Annotated in this window: 14 protein-coding genes; 7 read left to right on the top strand and 7 right to left on the bottom strand. The window is 47.1% G+C overall.

The window, feature by feature from the left end; genetic code table 11:
* Positions 1-23: 23 nt before the first annotated feature.
* From tssC to AACR11_RS06285, 7 genes are all read right to left on the bottom strand, one after another.
* Positions 24-1502, bottom strand: coding sequence for a type VI secretion system contractile sheath large subunit (gene tssC / locus AACR11_RS06255; protein WP_005451931.1), 1479 nt, complete (start codon positions 1500-1502; stop codon positions 24-26).
* Entirely contained in the window at positions 1502-2005 is a 504-nt protein-coding gene (gene tssB, locus AACR11_RS06260) for a type VI secretion system contractile sheath small subunit (RefSeq protein WP_005443648.1), read from the bottom strand. The genes tssC and tssB overlap by 1 nt, the downstream gene beginning before the upstream one ends.
* A gap of 20 nt (positions 2006-2025) precedes the next feature.
* The gene (locus AACR11_RS06265) at positions 2026-2547 is read right to left on the bottom strand and encodes an Hcp family type VI secretion system effector (protein WP_005426582.1); all 522 of its coding nucleotides are present in this window, start codon (positions 2545-2547) and stop codon (positions 2026-2028) included.
* Positions 2548-2580: 33 nt separating this feature from the next.
* Positions 2581-4050, bottom strand: a complete 1470-nt coding sequence (locus tag AACR11_RS06270) for a type VI secretion system protein TssA (RefSeq protein ID WP_029789741.1) — start codon at positions 4048-4050, stop codon at positions 2581-2583.
* A gap of 201 nt (positions 4051-4251) precedes the next feature.
* Complete coding sequence (locus AACR11_RS06275) at positions 4252-4554, bottom strand: PAAR domain-containing protein (protein WP_005426629.1); 303 nt, start codon at positions 4552-4554, stop codon at positions 4252-4254.
* Positions 4551-5159 carry a DUF6931 family protein gene (locus AACR11_RS06280; RefSeq protein ID WP_029789739.1) on the bottom strand — a complete coding sequence of 203 codons (609 nt, stop codon included), beginning with the start codon at positions 5157-5159 and terminating at the stop codon, positions 4551-4553. Before AACR11_RS06280 ends, AACR11_RS06275 begins: the two co-directional genes overlap by 4 nt.
* A complete protein-coding gene (locus AACR11_RS06285) occupies positions 5159-7141 on the bottom strand; it encodes a type VI secretion system Vgr family protein (protein ID WP_079325608.1) in 1983 nt (660 codons plus the stop codon). Before AACR11_RS06285 ends, AACR11_RS06280 begins: the two co-directional genes overlap by 1 nt.
* A gap of 134 nt (positions 7142-7275) precedes the next feature.
* On the opposite strand from AACR11_RS06285, the gene AACR11_RS06290 reads away from it, so the two are divergent.
* The 7 genes from AACR11_RS06290 to AACR11_RS06320 all read left to right on the top strand — a co-directional run bounded on the left by AACR11_RS06290 (position 7276) and on the right by AACR11_RS06320 (position 17408).
* Positions 7276-8166, top strand: coding sequence for a hypothetical protein (locus AACR11_RS06290; RefSeq protein WP_029789737.1), 891 nt, complete (start codon positions 7276-7278; stop codon positions 8164-8166).
* A 277-nt stretch (positions 8167-8443) separates the two neighbouring features.
* On the top strand, positions 8444-9163 hold the full coding sequence (locus AACR11_RS06295; protein ID WP_029789736.1) for a GntR family transcriptional regulator: 720 nt from the start codon (positions 8444-8446) through the stop codon (positions 9161-9163).
* A 12-nt stretch (positions 9164-9175) separates the two neighbouring features.
* The gene (gene prpB / locus AACR11_RS06300; protein ID WP_009702732.1) at positions 9176-10072 is read left to right on the top strand and encodes a methylisocitrate lyase; all 897 of its coding nucleotides are present in this window, start codon (positions 9176-9178) and stop codon (positions 10070-10072) included.
* A gap of 119 nt (positions 10073-10191) precedes the next feature.
* Positions 10192-11334, top strand: a complete 1143-nt coding sequence (prpC, locus tag AACR11_RS06305) for a bifunctional 2-methylcitrate synthase/citrate synthase (protein WP_029789735.1) — start codon at positions 10192-10194, stop codon at positions 11332-11334.
* Positions 11335-11466: 132 nt separating this feature from the next.
* The gene (gene acnD / locus AACR11_RS06310) at positions 11467-14076 is read left to right on the top strand and encodes a Fe/S-dependent 2-methylisocitrate dehydratase AcnD (RefSeq protein WP_029789734.1); all 2610 of its coding nucleotides are present in this window, start codon (positions 11467-11469) and stop codon (positions 14074-14076) included.
* 23 nt (positions 14077-14099) lie between these two features.
* Positions 14100-15287: a 2-methylaconitate cis-trans isomerase PrpF gene (prpF, locus tag AACR11_RS06315; RefSeq protein WP_029789733.1), complete on the top strand. Its 1188-nt coding sequence runs from the start codon at positions 14100-14102 to the stop codon at positions 15285-15287.
* 240 nt (positions 15288-15527) lie between these two features.
* Positions 15528-17408, top strand: a complete 1881-nt coding sequence (locus tag AACR11_RS06320; protein ID WP_029789732.1) for a propionyl-CoA synthetase — start codon at positions 15528-15530, stop codon at positions 17406-17408.
* The last annotated feature ends 145 nt before the right edge of the window (positions 17409-17553 follow it).

The following is a 17553-nucleotide window of genomic DNA, read 5'->3' on the forward strand; positions in this document are numbered from 1 at the left end:
CCACTTACTTACTGTGATCGGTATTAACCTGGGATCTTCGCTACCATACGAACCGACGTAGTCAGCTCTTCAAGTTGTAGCCAAGGTCTTAGGTGAGCAACGGCTGAATACGCGCCCGGTTTACCCGGTTGTTCAACGACTTCAATGCGAGACTCTGCCAATGGCGTTTTCGCTCGTTGATCATTACCAATTGCACCTGCGTTGGTATATTGATCGATCCACAGTTGAAGTTCGCGTTGAATGTCTGGCGCTTCTAGGTTTGACCCTAGCTTGTCGCGACCCATGACTTTCAAGTAGTGAGCGATGCGACCACTTGCCATGATGTATGGAAGGCGCGCTGAAATCGCTGCGTTTGCTGTTGCATCTGGATCTGTGTACGTCTTCGGTTGCTGTGTTGTTTGACCACCGATGAACACGCCGTAGTTTGAGTTCTTGTAGTGAACCAGTGGCAAGAAGCCTAGGTCACTTAACTCTTTCTCGCGTTCGTCGGTTAGGTTCACTTCTGTTGGACATTGCTGAACCAAGTCGCCAGCTTCGGTCTTGTACGTTAGGTTTGGTAGGTTTTCTACTTTACCACCGTTATCCAGACCGCGAATCGCTGTACACCAGCCGTACGCAGTGAACGCTTGCGTCATTTTTAGACCTAACTCGTAAGCGGCATTTGACCAAACCAACTCATCATTGCTTGATGGATTCGGGTTGCCATCTTGGTCAGTGTTTAACTCTTCGTAGCTAAACAGCTTGGTGCCAAGACCTTTCTCACCGTAAGGAAGACGAGCCAGTGTGCGAGGTAGTGTTAGAGTTACGTAGCGCGCGTCGTCACTTTCACGGAACGAGTTCCATGCAGCGTAAGCCGGAGAATCAAAACCAGCCGCGACAGGTTTGCCTTCTTCGAAGGTAGTAAAGTCATTGAACTCAAACATTTCAGCGTTTGCTGCGGCAACGAACGGAGCGTGACACGCAGCGGCTACTTCACCCATGTAACGAAGCAGGGCGACGTCTTCATCTTTTGCGCTGAACTCGTAGTCACCGATGAAGGTACCGTATGGTTCACCACCTGCTGTGCCGTATTCGCCTTGGTATACCGCGTTAAACAAAGGGCTACGGTCGATGGCTGGTGCATCTTCAAATTGATCAAGCAGTTCGTCTTTGGTGTAGTCGACCATTTTGATTTTCAGTGAGCGTCCTAAGTCGCTCTCTTTAACCAGTTTTTGCAGACCACGCCATGAACCTTCTAGCTTTTGGAAGTCATTTTCTTGCATGACTTTCGATAGCTGTTTAGAAAGCTTTTTGTCGATCTCTACGATGGCGTTTTCAATCGTTTTGGTGACGTTCTTGTCCCATGTAACTGTACCGCTTAGCGCTTGCTCTGCTAATACTGAGAACAGTTCTTTTGTTGTGTCCGCTGGCGTTTGTGTGGTCGCTTCGATTGCACGATCCAGAAAGCTCAACGAAGCTTCAGCCGCTTCTGCTTGTGGTTGGTTTTCAACTTCCGTCGTCATTATTCTGCTCCTTCTTTCTGGATGCCTAGCTCATCGGAAAGGGCGTTGATAGTGTCTGCACTTTGCAGCACTTCCTTGAGTAGTTTCTCTAGATCACGAGAACGGTCCGCTTTTGAAAGCAGTACTTTGAGTTGGTTACGAGTCTCAACAAGCTTCTTGAGCGGTTCAACTTGCTCAACGATGGCTTCAGGCTCGAAATCTTTCATTGATGAGAATTTCAGACTCGCTTCGATTTGGCTGTCGTCATCAACCAAAACGTTGTCCACTTTGAGTGATAACTCAGGGCCAACACGCTTCATAACAGTATCGAAGTTGTCTTTGTCGACGTTATAGAAGGTGCGATCTTCCACGTCTTCTTTGTCTTGCTTGTGACCCGAATAATCACCGACGACTCCCACCACAAAAGGGAGTTCTTTGGTTTCTACTGCGCCATTCGTCTCGACATCGTAAGTAATACTTACACGGTTTTTGCTAACTCGCTTGTGTTGGGAGTTCAGTGCCATAATGGTATCTCCTTATTCCATTAAGAAGCTGTCGAAGTAACTTTCGCTGTCGTCGCGTCAAAGCCCACTTCAGGCCCTTTCTCGATTTTGCCGCCTTCGCCTTCGATGTAGTACGCTTTCGAAATCTCGGTGTATGTCAGGCTGAATGATTCATTTGGCAGGTGACCATCCGACGCGCCCATGTTGTAGCTCGACATACGTGCTGCGCTCAGTGTCAGGATTAGGTATGGATCTGCACCAGAACCTTCGCGGTTTGGCTTAGTCATCACGATCTCGATAGTTTTACCTTCACCACCTGGCGCGTAAAGGAAAGTCGTTAGGTACGGTGTCGCACCATCACAGCCACGAGAGATGTTCACTTCACCTAGCGCGACCATGCCTTGGTCTGCGTTGTTCGCATTACCGACGTCGATGCCAACGCCACGAACGGCACTCCAGTTCACTGTATCAATAGCAAAAAATCCATCCTTGCCACCGATCTTTTCTACCGTTGCAGCACCTTTTGGTGTGGTGCCATCAATTCTCATGTAAATAGAAGCCATTTGGTTCTCCTTTGCTTTTTAGCATTTTTTGCTTCACCACTCGAAATCGGTAATACCGCTCGACGATTGAGTAGTTTTTACTTCTGGTTGGTTGGTTGTATTTGGAGTGTCACTTTGCTCTGACGTTGTTGCTTCAATTGACGTTGCACTTTGAGACTCCTCATTAGAGGCAGTTTGAACCTCAGTCGCAGGTGGTACGGTCGGAACCGACTCTGGCACTGATTGTGGTTCAGGAATTTTCTTCAGAATGGTTTGTTCTAAGTTGTCCATTCCGGTGAGTTGATTGATATGGTCGAGCACTTGGCTGTTGCCACCAGTCATTTCTTGGAGTAGCTCTGGTAAGCTCAGATAACCCCAACGAATTGCGCGCTCTAGCAAAAACGGAACAGGGCTGTGTGGCTCGGTTTGCTTGAAGTAGTCGGCGAGCTTTCTAAGTTCGTGAAAGGCGTGGTCGCGATTTTGTACTTGAGCATCGATGCTAACGGAAGCCGCTTGGATAAGGGGTTGAGTCTGTGTGGTCGAAGTGGGGGGCACAGAATCGATTTGCTGAGTAGAAGACGTTTGGCTCGTTTCTTTATTTGCTTGACCCGTTGTTTGAGCAACTGACTCCAATATGTTATCAGTCAGCTCAACAGCGCTTACGCTTGGCAGTTCTAACTCAGCAGTTTGCTGTTCATCTTTTAACAGCCTAAATTTTTCGTCTAACGGCCACTTGGAAAAATTATCTTCGGTGAGGTAACGAATCGTATTTATCAGTTCAGCGATGTTTTCTTTGATGAATTTGAAACTTACTGGCGTGGCGTTAATTGGTTGGCAATGCTTCGCGATGGCTTGTTCTGTAGCATCAAGATTCTGATACGTTTGCGCCAGATCCATTAAGATGTCTTGCGTGTCTGCGCTGAAAAGGTTTTGCGCTTTAGTTTTGATTTCGCCAAGCGAACCGTTGCGCTCTGCACGTAGGTAATCGGCAAAAGTGATGTCATCAATCAAGCCGATTAACTGCAAAGGCATATACACGGCAGTTGTATCATGAGTTTCGCCAACAAGCTGTAGCAAAGGCTTCATACGGAACTCAGCGCGTTCTCTCGCTATGCCAGACTCCTCAGCGCTTTTTAGTTTGTCTTCAGGAAGGAATGGATTGAGAGAGTCCCAAAACTGCTCCACGGTGCTTAGAAGAACTTGCGTTGCGTCGGCAAGGTTTCGATAGGGTGCGTCGGTGAACAACTGACTGGTGATATACCAACCTAGTAACTCCAAGTCTTTGCTTGACTGGGTGAGAGCGTGAAATGTCGCGGTACGCAGTTGCGTCCAGTTTTCATCATTACTCTCAAGTAAGGATTCATCACTGGATGCTTCGGGCGTTTCCACCAACTGGCGAAATGACGATTGCGCCGCATTGTAACTGTTTCTCAGTGCTCGATAGGCACTTCTATCGAGTTTTAGATAGACGCCACTCGGCGATCCATCTGTGATCGGTGCCAAAAGACTATCAATATCAACCATATTCAATCCATGAATTATTGTTTTATTAAGCCAGAGATAATTCCGTTCCTCTGGTTTCATAGTTTGTAAACTTCAGTCTAGTGAGGATTTTCCTAAATAGCCGATAAAAATTAACTATTTAATAAAAACTAAGATGTCGATCCAAAAAATTGGTCGGAGGAATACACCTATCAATATAATATCCTGATTTATAAAGAGGTTTTATCCCCCTATAAGCACTGTGGGCATACCGGCAACAATACTGCCACCATGAGAAGTGGTGTCTCCCATTCGGGCGGCAGGCTTATTGCTTAATAGCACGGTCGTGCTTCCCATCGCGATAGAATCTGGGGTTCCAACGCACACGCAAACGTCACTTACTGTCGCGGCCGGTAAGCTACCGATCAACACAGTAGGTGCCCCGGGGCCGGTGACCGGACCACCCACATGAGGAATTGGTGGGGTTGCTGGTGTCTGCATTGGGCATACATGCATGTCAGTGATACGAGCAGCAGGTAACGTCATCGTACTTCTCCTTGTACTGCAGTTTGTGATTGGTTATCTGAAGTGCCTTGACCGCCTGCAGCGATATCAAGCGCCATCGCGATTGCGGCTTGATAATAAGGTTTAGTTTTGTCCCATTCAGGAAGGGCAGCTGCGTGATTTATCGCACCTGCAGTAGCTTTGGCATACAAAAATGGATCAGGCATAACGGGTGGAATATCTGGTGCAACGATGCTGCCAGAACCATTCCAAAATACCGCTTGAGCAAGCCAAGATGGCCCGCAGTTTAGTTCTAGTCGGTGAGATAGGTGTTCCGCTTTACGGCGTAATTCTTCGGAGGGTGAACGCACCCAAGCCATGCAAGTTTCGACACTCTGTTTTTGAAGTGGTGACCATTCCTCATTGCGTTGATTTAAACACAACGCTCCCCACCAAATTGCCTCACGTACGGGTAGAGCGTGCGTCAAAAACTGCACGAGATCGTTGTAGAGCTCTTTGTCTGTGAGTGATTGAATTGCATCGCTGATGCTGGTTTCCTCGTCGAGTAGTGCCTTTGCTTCGTCGCTGGCTTTAAATCTCGGTAGTATTTGCCCAGCCGTTTGGTATGGAATCTTCTTATATTTCATTAGTTAACCTTTACAATTGCGCCTTTCACTTCACCCATTACGCCGCCATCAAATGTCGCTTTGAGCCCCGATTTAAACTCGGCACTCAAAGAGCCCTCTGCAGAGAGCGTGGTGTCTGCTTTGATGGAAATACTCAAGCCAGAAATGCTGTTTGAACTGGTAGCTTCAAGCGCGGTCGTGGTGCCAGAAACTTTGTTGGCTGAAGTGGCTTTGCTGGTGACGTTGGTCCCTTCCAAATTCAGCGCGCTGCTGGCTTTGACGTCGATATTGGTTGCTTCAATGGCAATGGATGATGAGGACAGGGTTATTTTGCTTGAGCCAACTTTGAGCTCGATAGAATCGTCAGCTTCAATCGAAATCGACTTGGCTTTTTCGCTCAGTGCTTTGGTAACGCTCAGCGAGTAGTTGTCTTCTGTCGACACGGATACCGCTTTGGTGACTGTTTGGCTTAATTCACCCTTGATGGTTTCGGTTTGGTTGTTTTCAACTTCTTGCGTCAGGTCTTTGGCTGCATGAAGGTAAAGCAGTTCATTGTCTTTTTTATCATCGAAGTAGAGCTCGTTACTCTGTCCAGAAAGTTGAGTTTTGATGCCAGACTTTGTTGTATTGGCTTCGGCATAAGGCGGGGCATTTTTGCTGTTGTAAACGCTGCCCGTGATGATAGGTCTATCTGGATCGCCATCGATGAAAGAGACCAGCACTTCTTGTCCGGCACGCGGCACAAACTGAGCACCGTAACCACTTCCCGCAAGCATTTGTGCGACACGAACATAGCAACTGGTTTTGTCGCCAGTTGCGTCTGTATCCCATTGGAACTGAATACGCACACGACCTTGTTCATCCTGATTAATATCACCCGCGGTTGAGCCAGCAACGACTGCGCTCTGCAAGCCCTGAACCACTTGTTTTGAGCGAGGTTGAGGGTAGTGAGGGGTATCTTTTGGGATCAATTTCAGTCTGGTACTGCTCTCTGCACTTTCAGTGTATTCCACTTCCATACTGATGACAGAAAAGTCACCAAGTTGATCTTTGTCTAGATGGCTTGAGAGCGAGAAGTAAGTACCGAGCTCGAAGAGATCGTGTTTTGCGCTGGCAATGACGCTTTGGTAATCCTGCTCAACATACTCGATTCGTCGTTTGGCAAGATTGCTAGAGAGATCAGTCATGTCCCCGCTGATGCCCAAAGTCGGGTAACGCGTGTTGGCGAGTTTAGTGTTGTTGGCAATGGTATTGCTGGAGGTTTTACTGCCGCTGGTGATGAGTTTCGTCTGCGAATAATCGTAGCTTGATAACTCAACACTCGCGCCATGAAAGGCAACGGTAGGGCACCAATCTTCAAGCAAAGGAAGTGAGCCTGTCGGCGTTTCCTTCATATCAAATTTCGCTGTGCTGGCTTTATCAAATGGGGTTTGAGCATCTTGCAAAATCATAGTGTGTGAACCACTCGCATGCTCAAAATAATAATGAACGCCTTCTTCAGCGAGCAGGCGAGAAACGAAGTCAAAATCCGATTCGTTATATTGCAAACAATATTCACGCTTGGTCGAAGGCATACTGGATATTTTATAGTTACCCTTGAAACCAGCGTTATCGAAAATATCACTGACAATTTCTTGTGTGGATTGATTTTGATAAACCCGGAAAGAATGTGTGTGTTTTAATAACCAAAACCACGGTTTAAGTGTTATTTCATATTGGTGATTCTGCAAATTAGAATCCATTCCTAAATGTTGGATCAATGTCACAACTCCATTGTAGGAACGATTGAGTGTATTGCTGCCAGATTCGTTGAAATAACGGTTTATGGTAAGGAACTGACCCAGTTGATCTTGCATGTCAAAGCCACTGGATATCAGCATTGCTTTGATTTCGAAGGGCTCTGACAAGGCTTGCTTTATTGTTGCATTACTTATGATATGTTCTTGATTACTTGAGTCTTTTGCAGACATCAAACTAGCCGAACTGCTGTATTTATCAGCCATTGCATATCCTTATGCTTGAACTTTTCAATAATAAAAATTTGAAATATAAATACTATTATTAATCAAATTACTCAAAAAATAGCAGTATTAGATCTTATTCGCTATTCGATTTATTAAAAGAAAAGGAGTTCTTTATGGCGAGTCAAAATGCAAAAAAGATGGCAAAAGAATTTTTGCAAAATGTAGAAAAGGACAGTAAGTCATATCACAAAAGTTGGGCGAGAAAATTCGGTAATAAATACCAATCTGCCAAGAACTGGGTGAAACGCGACAAGAAAATGGTCGCGATGGATATTGCACAAAAAGGGGTAAGGACTGGTATTGGGATGATTCCATTTCCCGGCTCGAAAGAAGGTGCAGCCCTGTTGGAAGTTGCAGGTGGCGCAGCGTTAAAAGCCGCTTCTCGTAAAGCATGGGAAGAGGGCTCAAAGAAAGGCGTAAAATCTCTTCTTAATAAAAAAATTGAATCTGCTCGTAAACAACTCAAAACCAACTCAGTCGGAAAAGTCGATCATGAGTTCCTGGCGCTTTCGGCGCGTAAGCGTGATGAACACATTCATGCGATTCGTAAACTGGTGAAGTACGAAGTTAAGTTACTGCCAAAGCGTTCTGATGAACTCAGTTTGCGTTTATTCAAGCTGAAAGAGGCGATCAATGAGTCCCGTGTGAAGCTCAACAAAACTACCATGTCTTCCACATCTGCTATCGACAACATGCAAGCATGGACGGAGTTCTTTTCTGCCATCAAAGAGGTCGAGCATTACCAAGCGAAATTGCGTGAAAGCCTGATTCAAGTGCAAGAGATCACCAATGATGTAGAGTGGTTCTTGGCGGCTTCTGAAGCGACTACCGACCAGATGAATGCACAAAACTTACCGCAACTGGAAGAAGCGTTTGACCAGATCCGCCGTAGTTACGGCAACATCAATTCTCTGAAACAACTGCAAGATATGATGCTAGAGCGAAACCTAGTTGAATCCGGTTTGTTGGATGAAAAAGACTTAACCTACAAACTGGTCAACTAGGCAAATCCGACCGTTCGTTAGCAAATTAAACCCAAGTAGGGAGCTGTTGTGCTCCCTAATTCTTTTTACTTGCTGAATTTATTGAGTTTTTATTGTCGACAATTTCTACTTACTCTCATTAAATTTTCTATTTATCCACTCATAAACTACTCAATAGCACTATACCTTAGTCTAAATTGTCGACAATTTGCTTGATTGTCGACAATCTGATCGTCTATTTTATATTCAAGTTAACAAATTGTTGACACTTTGATTTCTAAATACGAGTGCCTTGAATATGAATACAGAATTGAAAACTCGTCATAAAGTGACTGTCTCTGAGAAGGAGCACACTAAATCTGAATCGCTGACCGAATCGTTAGTGGAAGCGATTGTGAGTGGTGAAATTGAACCGGGCAGTAAAATCTCAGAGCCTGAATTAGCCAAGAAATATCAAGTGAGTAGAGGTCCTTTACGTGAAGCCATGATGCGTCTTGAAGGGCTTGGCTTGATTGAGCGCATTCCGCATGTTGGCGCTCGTGTGATCACTTTCTCTCCAGAAAAACTCATCGAATTGTATTCCGTCCGCGAAGCATTAGAGGGCATGGCGGCAAGGCTAGCGGCTCGCTATATCACTCAAGAAGAGTTACTGAGTTTGGAAATGCTATTGTCGACACATTCCAAACATATCGACGAAGTCGAAGGATCGTCTTACTTCCACCAGCATGGTGACTTCGACTTCCATTATCGAATCATTCAAGCGAGTCGAAACAGCAAGCTTATCTCTTTGCTTTGCGACGAGCTGTATCACTTGCTGCGCATGTATCGTTACCAATCACCGCGTGCGCAATCTCGTCCTAATGAAGCACTCAACGAGCACAAATTCATTCTGCAAGCGATTCGCAACCGTGATGAAGAACTGGCAGAAATGCTGATGAGAAGGCACATCTCAGGCAGCCGAAAACTAATCGAATTACAGATTTTACATTCTGAAAGTAAAGATAGAGAACAAGACTAGAAGGAAATTGTCATGAGCTTATCTCCGGGGGCGAAGTTCAGACTCGCCATTGAGCAAAACAACCCGCTGCAGATCGTCGGCACCATTAACCCATACTGCGCCATGATGGCGAAAAATTTGGGTCACCAAGCTATCTATTTGTCGGGTGGCGGCATCGCTAACGCGTCTTACGGCTTGCCAGATCTTGGCATTACGACACTGAACGATGTTTTAGTCGATGTAGACCGTATCACCAACGCGTGTGATTTGCCGTTATTGGTCGATATCGATACCGGCTTTGGTGGCGCTTTTAACATCGCACGCACTATCAAGGCGATGGAAAAAGCGGGCGCGGCGGCTGTGCATATGGAAGACCAAGTAGCACAGAAGCGCTGTGGTCATCGTCCAAACAAAGCGATTGTTAGCCAACAAGAAATGGTTGATCGAGTGAAAGCGGCGGTGGATGCACGTAATGATGAGAGCTTTGTCATTATGGCTCGTACTGATGCGTTAGCGGTTGAAGGCATGGACAGTGCGATTGAACGTGCGATTGCATGTGTGGAAGCGGGCGCAGATATGATCTTCCCAGAAGCAATGAATCAGCTCGACCAATATCAACAGTTCTCGGCAGCGCTCGAAGACGCGACAGGGAAGCACGTTCCAATTCTTGCCAACATTACTGAGTTTGGACAAACGCCATTATACGGCTGTGAAGAGCTAGCCCAATCCAAAGTGGACATGGTTTTGTACCCATTGAGTGCATTCCGTGCGATGAACAAAGCGGCTGAGATGGTTTACAAACACTTGCTTGAAGTAGGCAACCAAGAAGCGATGCTTGATTCAATGCAGACACGAAAAGAGCTGTATGAGCACCTTAATTACCACGACTACGAGAATAAGTTAGACAAGCTGTTCTCCGAGGGTAAATAAGGTCAATAAAGAAACAAACGGAAGCCCAAGAAAAGAATCTCTAATCCAATAACGTGAAAATTGTCTGATTCAAAAGAGCCCATTAAGAGAGCCAAGTCAGACAGAAAAGGAGTTCAACAATGCCTCATTCTGTAGAAAAGAAAGCTGAGATAGGTGGCGCAGGTCTACGTGGTCAAAGCGCTGGAAGCACAGCTTTATGCACTGTCGGTAAAACGGGGACGGGTCTAACGTATCGTGGTTACGATATTACGGACTTGGCAAATCATGCTCAATTTGAAGAAGTGGCGCATTTGCTGTTACGCGGTCACTTGCCTAATCAACAAGAACTAGACGCCTACAAGACACATCTACTGAGCTTGCGTGGCTTACCAGCGGAGCTTAAGCAAGCGTTAGAGCTGATCCCTGCTGATGCTCACCCAATGGATGTTATGCGCACAGGTTGCTCTATGCTGGGTAACTTAGAGCAAGAAATGGACTTTGAGCAACAGCTCTATGCTACTGAGCGCATGCTGGCGCTTTTCCCTGCGATCATCTGTTACTGGTATCGCTTCAGCCACGATGGCGTGCGAATCAAAACGCACGATAACAGCGAAGACTGCATTGGCGGCTACTTCCTAAAACTGCTTACCGATAAAGCACCAAGCGAAACCCACAAAAAGGTGATGCACTGTTCTTTGATTCTTTATGCAGAGCATGAGTTTAATGCCTCAACATTTGCAGCGCGCGTATGTGCTTCTACGCTTTCTGATCTTCATTCTTGCATCACGGCTGCTATCGGTACGCTGCGTGGCCCACTTCATGGCGGTGCAAACGAAGCAGCGATGGAAATGATTCAAGATTGGCAAACGCCAGATGAAGCAGAAGCCAATATTCTGCAGATGCTAGAGAATAAAGACAAAATCATGGGCTTTGGTCATGCGATTTATCGCGAAAGTGACCCTCGTAATGCATTGATCAAGCGTTGGTCAGAAGCGTTATCGAAAGAGGTGGGTGACACGCATCTTTACGCGGTTTCTGAGCGCGTGGAATCCGTCATGAAGCGCGAGAAAGGTCTGTTCTGTAATGCCGACTTCTTCCATGCTTCGGCTTACCACTTCATGGATATTCCGACCAAATTGTTTACACCAATCTTTGTGATGAGTCGACTGACAGGTTGGGCGGCGCACGTGTATGAACAACGTGCGAACAACCGAATCATTCGTCCAAGTGCGGATTATACCGGACCGGATCATCAAGACTGGGTGCCAATCGAACAACGCTAGCGCGTGACGCCTCTTTGTGAGTTTTGTCTTGATGGCAATCACAAGGGGCGTCTCTTTCACCGCGAATCTATTTCAAAAACAGTATCGCGGTGCGTTCAGGCACAAGATGTACACTAAAGCGGAAGCAAGCCCATGAGCATCACCACAAATATAAATACTCAATATCGTAAGCCGCTCCCGGGAACCCAACTCGATTATTTTGACACCCGAGAAGCAGTTAACGATATTTCTCCTGGAGCCTATGAAAAGCTCCCATACACCTCACGCGTTTTAGCCGAACAGTTGGTTCGTCGCTGCGATCCAAATACGCTCACTGATAGCTTAAAACAGTTGATTGAACGCAAGCGTGACCTCGATTTCCCTTGGTATCCGGCGCGCGTAGTTTGTCATGACATCCTTGGGCAAACCGCATTGGTCGACCTTGCTGGTCTACGTGATGCGATTGCCGAACAAGGCGGTGACCCAGCGAAAGTAAATCCTGTGGTTGAAACGCAATTGATTGTCGACCATTCACTTGCGGTTGAACATGCAGGCTTTGATCCAGAGGCGTTTGAGAAAAACCGCGCGATAGAAGAGCGCAGAAACGAAGACCGATTCCATTTTATTGAATGGTGTAAAACGGCATTTGAGAACGTCAGTGTTATTCCTGCGGGTAACGGCATCATGCACCAAATCAACTTGGAGAAGATGTCTCCGGTTGTGCAAGCCAAGCAAGGCATTGCTTATCCCGATACCTGTGTCGGTACGGACAGTCACACTCCTCACGTTGATTCACTTGGCGTTATTGCGATTGGTGTCGGCGGCTTAGAGGCGGAGACGGTTATGCTTGGTCGCCCGTCGATGATGCGTCTGCCAGACATTGTTGGTGTGAAGCTGACTGGTAAGCGTCAACCGGGTATTACCGCCACCGATATCGTGTTGGCGATTACCGAGTTCCTGCGCAATGAACGTGTGGTTTCATCCTATCTCGAGTTCTTTGGCGAAGGGGCGCGAGACCTAACCATCGGCGACCGCGCGACCATCTCAAACATGACGCCAGAATACGGCGCAACCGCTGGGATGTTCTACATTGATGAGCAGACCATTAATTACCTCAAACTGACAGGGCGCGATGATCAACAGGTCGACTTGGTAGAGAAGTACGCCAAGCAAACCGGTCTGTGGGCGGATGATTTAGACACGGCGGTTTACGAACGCGTGCTTGAGTTTGATTTGTCCCAAGTCGGGCGCAATTTGGCAGGTCCATCTAATCCTCATCGTCGTTTGCCTACCTCAGAGCTTGCTGAACGTGGTGTGTCTGGCGAGTGGCAAGAGAAGGAAGGCGAGCTTCCAGATGGCGCGGTGATCATCGCGGCGATTACTTCTTGTACCAATACCAGTAACCCAAGAAACGTTGTGGCAGCAGGTCTGGTCGCTAAGAAAGCGAATGAGCTTGGCTTGGTGCGCAAACCTTGGGTGAAGTCTTCATTTGCTCCGGGTTCTAAAGTTGCTCGACTCTACCTTGAAGAATCTGGCTTACTCCCTGAACTAGAGAAACTTGGTTTTGGTATCGTGGCTTATGCGTGTACAACCTGTAACGGTATGAGTGGTGCACTTGACCCGAAAATCCAACAAGAGATCATCGACCGAGATCTGTATTCAACGGCGGTACTTTCTGGGAATCGCAACTTTGATGGTCGAATTCATCCTTACGCAAAACAAGCATTCTTAGCATCACCACCTTTGGTCGTTGCTTACGCGTTAGCTGGTACGATTCGTTTTGATATCGAACGTGATTCTTTAGGTACAGATAAAGACGGCAAGCCGGTTTATCTCAATGACTTGTGGCCAACGGATGAAGAAATTGATGCTGTGGTGGGTGAGTACGTTAAGCCAGAGCAATTTAATCAAGTTTACATTCAAATGTTCAAACTGAATGATGAGGCTCGTAACCCGAATCCGCTCTACGATTGGCGTCCGATGAGTACGTATATCCGTCGACCTCCCTACTGGCAAAAAGAGGGGGAAGGTGCACTGGCTGGTGAGCGAACTCTGTCTTCAATGCGTCCTCTTGCCGTTTTAGGCGATAACATTACGACCGACCATTTGTCACCATCGAACGCGATTTTGGCAAGCAGCGCCGCAGGCGAATACCTCGCGAAGATGGGCGTGCCAGAAGAAGACTTTAACTCATACGCGACTCACCGAGGCGATCACTTAACCGCGCAGCGTGCCACTTTCGCTAACCCGAAACTGTTCAACGAAATGGTCAAGGAAAATGGCGAAGTCGTGCAAGGATCGCTGGCGAGAGTCGAACCTGAAGGCAAAGTGACACGCATGTGGGAAGCGATTGAGACTTACATGAATCGCAAGCAGCCGCTTATCGTGGTCGCAGGTGCGGATTATGGTCAAGGATCGTCGCGAGATTGGGCGGCGAAAGGCGTTCGCTTGGCGGGTGTAGAAGCGATTGTCGCGGAAGGTTTTGAGCGTATTCACCGTACCAATTTAGTTGGCATGGGCGTGCTTCCTCTGCAATTTAAAGATGGCGTGAACCGAAAGACGCTCGAATTAGATGGCACTGAACTTTATGACGTGATCGGAGATATCACTCCTGGTGCTGATTTGGCGTTGGTGATTACCCGTGCTAATGGCGACAAGGTTGATGTGCCTGTGACTTGTCGACTCGATACAGAAGATGAAGTCCACGTGTACAAAGCGGGCGGTGTATTACAGCGCTTTGCTCAAGATTTCCTCTCGCAATAGATAGCGCAATAACGGAGCAAGATATGGATAGCAAGATGCAAAGCCAAATCAAAGTCCCAGCGACTTACATGCGCGGCGGTACGAGCAAAGGTGTGTTCTTCAACCTTGAAGATTTGCCACAACCAGCGCAAGTCGCAGGCGAGGCAAGAGACAAACTGCTACTTCGTGTGATTGGTAGCCCAGACCCGTATGCCAAACAAATTGATGGCATGGGCGGCGCGACTTCCAGCACCAGTAAAACTGTGATTGTGTCGCGCAGTGAGCGAGCCGATCATGACGTTGATTACCTGTTCGGGCAAGTATCGATAGATAAGCCGTTTGTCGATTGGAGTGGTAACTGTGGCAATCTTTCTGCCGCAGTCGGACCTTTCGCCATTCATGCAGGGTTGATCGACGAAGATCGTATTCCCCCAAACGGCATCGTTACCGTTCGTGTATGGCAGGTAAATATTGGCAAAACCATATTGATTCATGTGCCAATCGTAAATGGTTTCGTTCAAGAAACAGGGGAGTTTGAGCTTGATGGAGTGACGTTCCCTGCAGCAGAAATCCAAGTTGATTTTGTCGACCCTGCTGATGGTGAAGGCAGCATGTTTCCAACCGGCAATCTAGTAGACGATTTGGTCGTGCCAGATGTTGGGACGTTTAACGCCACCTTCATCAACGCAGGTATACCGACAATCTTCATTGATGCAGAAGCACTTGGCTACCAAGGCACTGAGCTTCAAGATGACATCAATAACGATGAATCTGCTCTTGCGAGGTTTGAGTCCATTCGTGCTTATGGCGCGCTAAAAATGGGGCTTATTGATTCGCTCGAAGAGGCTCAAACACGTCAACACACGCCTAAGATTGCGTTTGTTTCCCAGCCTAAATCCTATTTATCGTCGAGTGGTAAAACCGTAGAAGCAGGTGAGGTCGATATTCTCGTCCGGGCTTTATCTATGGGTAAACTTCACCACGCGATGATGGGAACCGCAGCAGTCGCCATTGCCTCGGCGGCATGCGTCCCGGGTACTCTAGTCAATTTGGCGGCTGGTGGCGGAGAGAAAGAATCTGTCACGTTTGGGCATCCATCAGGAACGCTTAAGGTGGGTGCGAAAGCCAAACAAACAGAACAAGGTTGGGTGGTTGAGAAAGCCATCATGAGCCGCAGCGCGAGAATACTGATGGAGGGCTTTGTGCGTGTTCCCTCCAATGTCTTTGAATAACACAATTGCATGGTAGTGATACTTATACCAACCACATCAATTATTTGATGATTCTTGCTTGTTAAAACCGCTGATAACTTCGTTAAACCTATTTCTTAGTAAAAGAAGGTGTAGGTAGAACAACTAGCTAGCTGCAATCTTTGCCTTGTTCTAAGCGGTTTTACCTACGCAATCTTCTGAACATCTAATTAATGCGATTGGTATTAAAAAGCAATGTCAGGACATACTGGAGGAAGCAATATGTCTGCATATCAAAAAGAATACCTTTGGGCACAAAATGAACCGGAAAACTTTTGGCGTGCTCAAGCTGAAAACATCGATTGGTTTGAAGCGCCAAATACCATCTTGCAAGCTGACGAACATGGGATTGAACGTTGGTTTCCTGATGGCGTATTGAACACATCATGGCTCGCCTTGGATTATCATTGCGAGCAAGGACGGGGGGATAAAACCGCACTGATTTATGATTCGCCAGTGACGGGTCAAAAACAAACTTACAGCTATCAAGCTCTGCGCGACCAAGTGGCAAAAATCGCGGGCATGCTTTCTAATCAAGGCGTAACCAAAGGCGATCGTGTGGTCATCTATATGCCGATGATCCCAGAAGCAGCAATGGCGATGTTAGCGTGTGCTCGATTGGGCGCGATTCACTCGGTGGTGTTTGGCGGTTTTGCCCCGAATGAGCTTGCCGTTCGAATTGAAGATGCGGAACCTAAAGTCATCATGACGGCGTCTTGTGGCATCGAAATTAACAAGGTGATCCCGTACAAACCAATGGTTGATAAAGCCATTATGGACAGCCGTTGGAAGCCAGAGAAAGTCTTTGTTCTTCAGCGCCCACAGTGCGAAGCAGATCTTAATCTTGAGCGTGATTTAGATTGGCAGCAAGAATACGCGCAAGCTTTGCCTCATGCGTGTGTCCCTGTGCTTGCGACAGATCCTCTTTATATTTTGTATACCTCTGGCACAACAGGTAAACCAAAAGGCGTGGTGCGTGATAATGGTGGTCATGCCGTGGCGATGAAATATTCGATGACGTCGATTTATAACATTCCTCAAGATGGTGTGTTCTGGGCTGCATCGGATGTAGGGTGGGTCGTTGGTCACTCCTATATTGTGTACGCACCGTTGATTCATGGCTGTACAACAATTCTATTCGAAGGCAAACCGGTGAGAACACCGGACCCGGGTGCATTCTGGCGTGTTTGTGATGAATACAAAGTGGATGTGCTTTTCTCAGCGCCAACCGCTTTCCGTGCAATTAAGAAAGAAGATCCAGAAGGCGAGTTCATTAAGCAATACGACTTGTCGAACCTTGATTCTATTTTCATGGCAGGTGAACGTCTTGACCCACCAACACTAGAGTGGGTCGAAAGCAAAGCAGATAAGCCGGTCATTGACCACTGGTGGCAAACGGAGACCGGATGGGCGATCGCGGGCAATCCGACCGGTATCGAGGTAATGCCAGTAAAAGCAGGCTCTGCTACCAAGCCAATTCCTGGCTATCAGGTAGAGATTCTCAACGAAATGGGCATGCCAGTAGGAGCAAATCAGCAAGGTTTTGTGGCATTGAAACGCCCATTACCACCAAGCTGTCTACCAACTGTCTGGCGCAACCATGACCGCTTTGAAACCGGTTATCTAAGTCAATTTCCGGGTTACTACGTATCGGGAGATGGTGGTTACTTAGATGAAGAAGGTTACCTGTTTATCATGGGTCGTATTGATGACGTTATTAACGTTGCAGGCCACCGCCTGTCTACCGGCGAAATGGAAGAAATCGTGGGTGGTCACCCGGCGATTGCGGAATGCGCGGTAGTCGGTATTCACGATGAGTTAAAGGGGCAGCTACCACTTGGCTTTGTGGTTCTCAAAGATGGTGTGAAGATTGATGATCTAACGCTAGAAGGTGAGCTGGTGGGTAAAGTGCGCAACGAGATTGGTGCTGTGGCTTGCTTTAAACATGCGCTGGTTGTGGACCGTTTGCCAAAGACACGCTCAGGCAAAATTTTGCGAAGAACCATTCGTCAAATAGCCGATGGTGAGCAATACGTGGTGCCATCAACCATTGATGATCCATCCAGTTTAGGCGAAATCGAACGAGTGCTTAAACGTGGCTAGTTAAGTACGATTTTAATTAAGCACGATCTTAGATTAGCTGCGACCAATCGTAAATATCGAAGCCTCTTGCTTTGTCGGCAAGAGGCTTTTGCATTCCTGCTTGCCTAATCTCGTGTTTAAACACACACTATATGGATTCCTGTTT

Source organism: Vibrio sp. L85 (assembly GCF_963871815.1).
Lineage (GTDB): Bacteria > Pseudomonadota > Gammaproteobacteria > Enterobacterales > Vibrionaceae > Vibrio > Vibrio harveyi.

What these genes read in the sequence shown, in the direction of transcription:
- tssC (WP_005451931.1), bottom strand. Translation starts at nt 1,502, where the DNA reads ATGACGACGGAAGTTGAAAACCAACCACAAGCAGAAGCGGCTGAAGCT.
- tssB (WP_005443648.1), bottom strand. Translation starts at nt 2,005, where the DNA reads ATGGCACTGAACTCCCAACACAAGCGAGTTAGCAAAAACCGTGTAAGT.
- AACR11_RS06265 (WP_005426582.1), bottom strand. Translation starts at nt 2,547, where the DNA reads ATGGCTTCTATTTACATGAGAATTGATGGCACCACACCAAAAGGTGCT.
- AACR11_RS06270 (WP_029789741.1), bottom strand. Translation starts at nt 4,050, where the DNA reads ATGGTTGATATTGATAGTCTTTTGGCACCGATCACAGATGGATCGCCG.
- AACR11_RS06275 (WP_005426629.1), bottom strand. Translation starts at nt 4,554, where the DNA reads ATGACGTTACCTGCTGCTCGTATCACTGACATGCATGTATGCCCAATG.
- AACR11_RS06280 (WP_029789739.1), bottom strand. Translation starts at nt 5,159, where the DNA reads ATGAAATATAAGAAGATTCCATACCAAACGGCTGGGCAAATACTACCG.
- AACR11_RS06285 (WP_079325608.1), bottom strand. Translation starts at nt 7,141, where the DNA reads ATGGCTGATAAATACAGCAGTTCGGCTAGTTTGATGTCTGCAAAAGAC.
- AACR11_RS06290 (WP_029789737.1), top strand. Translation starts at nt 7,276, where the DNA reads ATGGCGAGTCAAAATGCAAAAAAGATGGCAAAAGAATTTTTGCAAAAT.
- AACR11_RS06295 (WP_029789736.1), top strand. Translation starts at nt 8,444, where the DNA reads ATGAATACAGAATTGAAAACTCGTCATAAAGTGACTGTCTCTGAGAAG.
- prpB (WP_009702732.1), top strand. Translation starts at nt 9,176, where the DNA reads ATGAGCTTATCTCCGGGGGCGAAGTTCAGACTCGCCATTGAGCAAAAC.
- prpC (WP_029789735.1), top strand. Translation starts at nt 10,192, where the DNA reads ATGCCTCATTCTGTAGAAAAGAAAGCTGAGATAGGTGGCGCAGGTCTA.
- acnD (WP_029789734.1), top strand. Translation starts at nt 11,467, where the DNA reads ATGAGCATCACCACAAATATAAATACTCAATATCGTAAGCCGCTCCCG.
- prpF (WP_029789733.1), top strand. Translation starts at nt 14,100, where the DNA reads ATGGATAGCAAGATGCAAAGCCAAATCAAAGTCCCAGCGACTTACATG.
- AACR11_RS06320 (WP_029789732.1), top strand. Translation starts at nt 15,528, where the DNA reads ATGTCTGCATATCAAAAAGAATACCTTTGGGCACAAAATGAACCGGAA.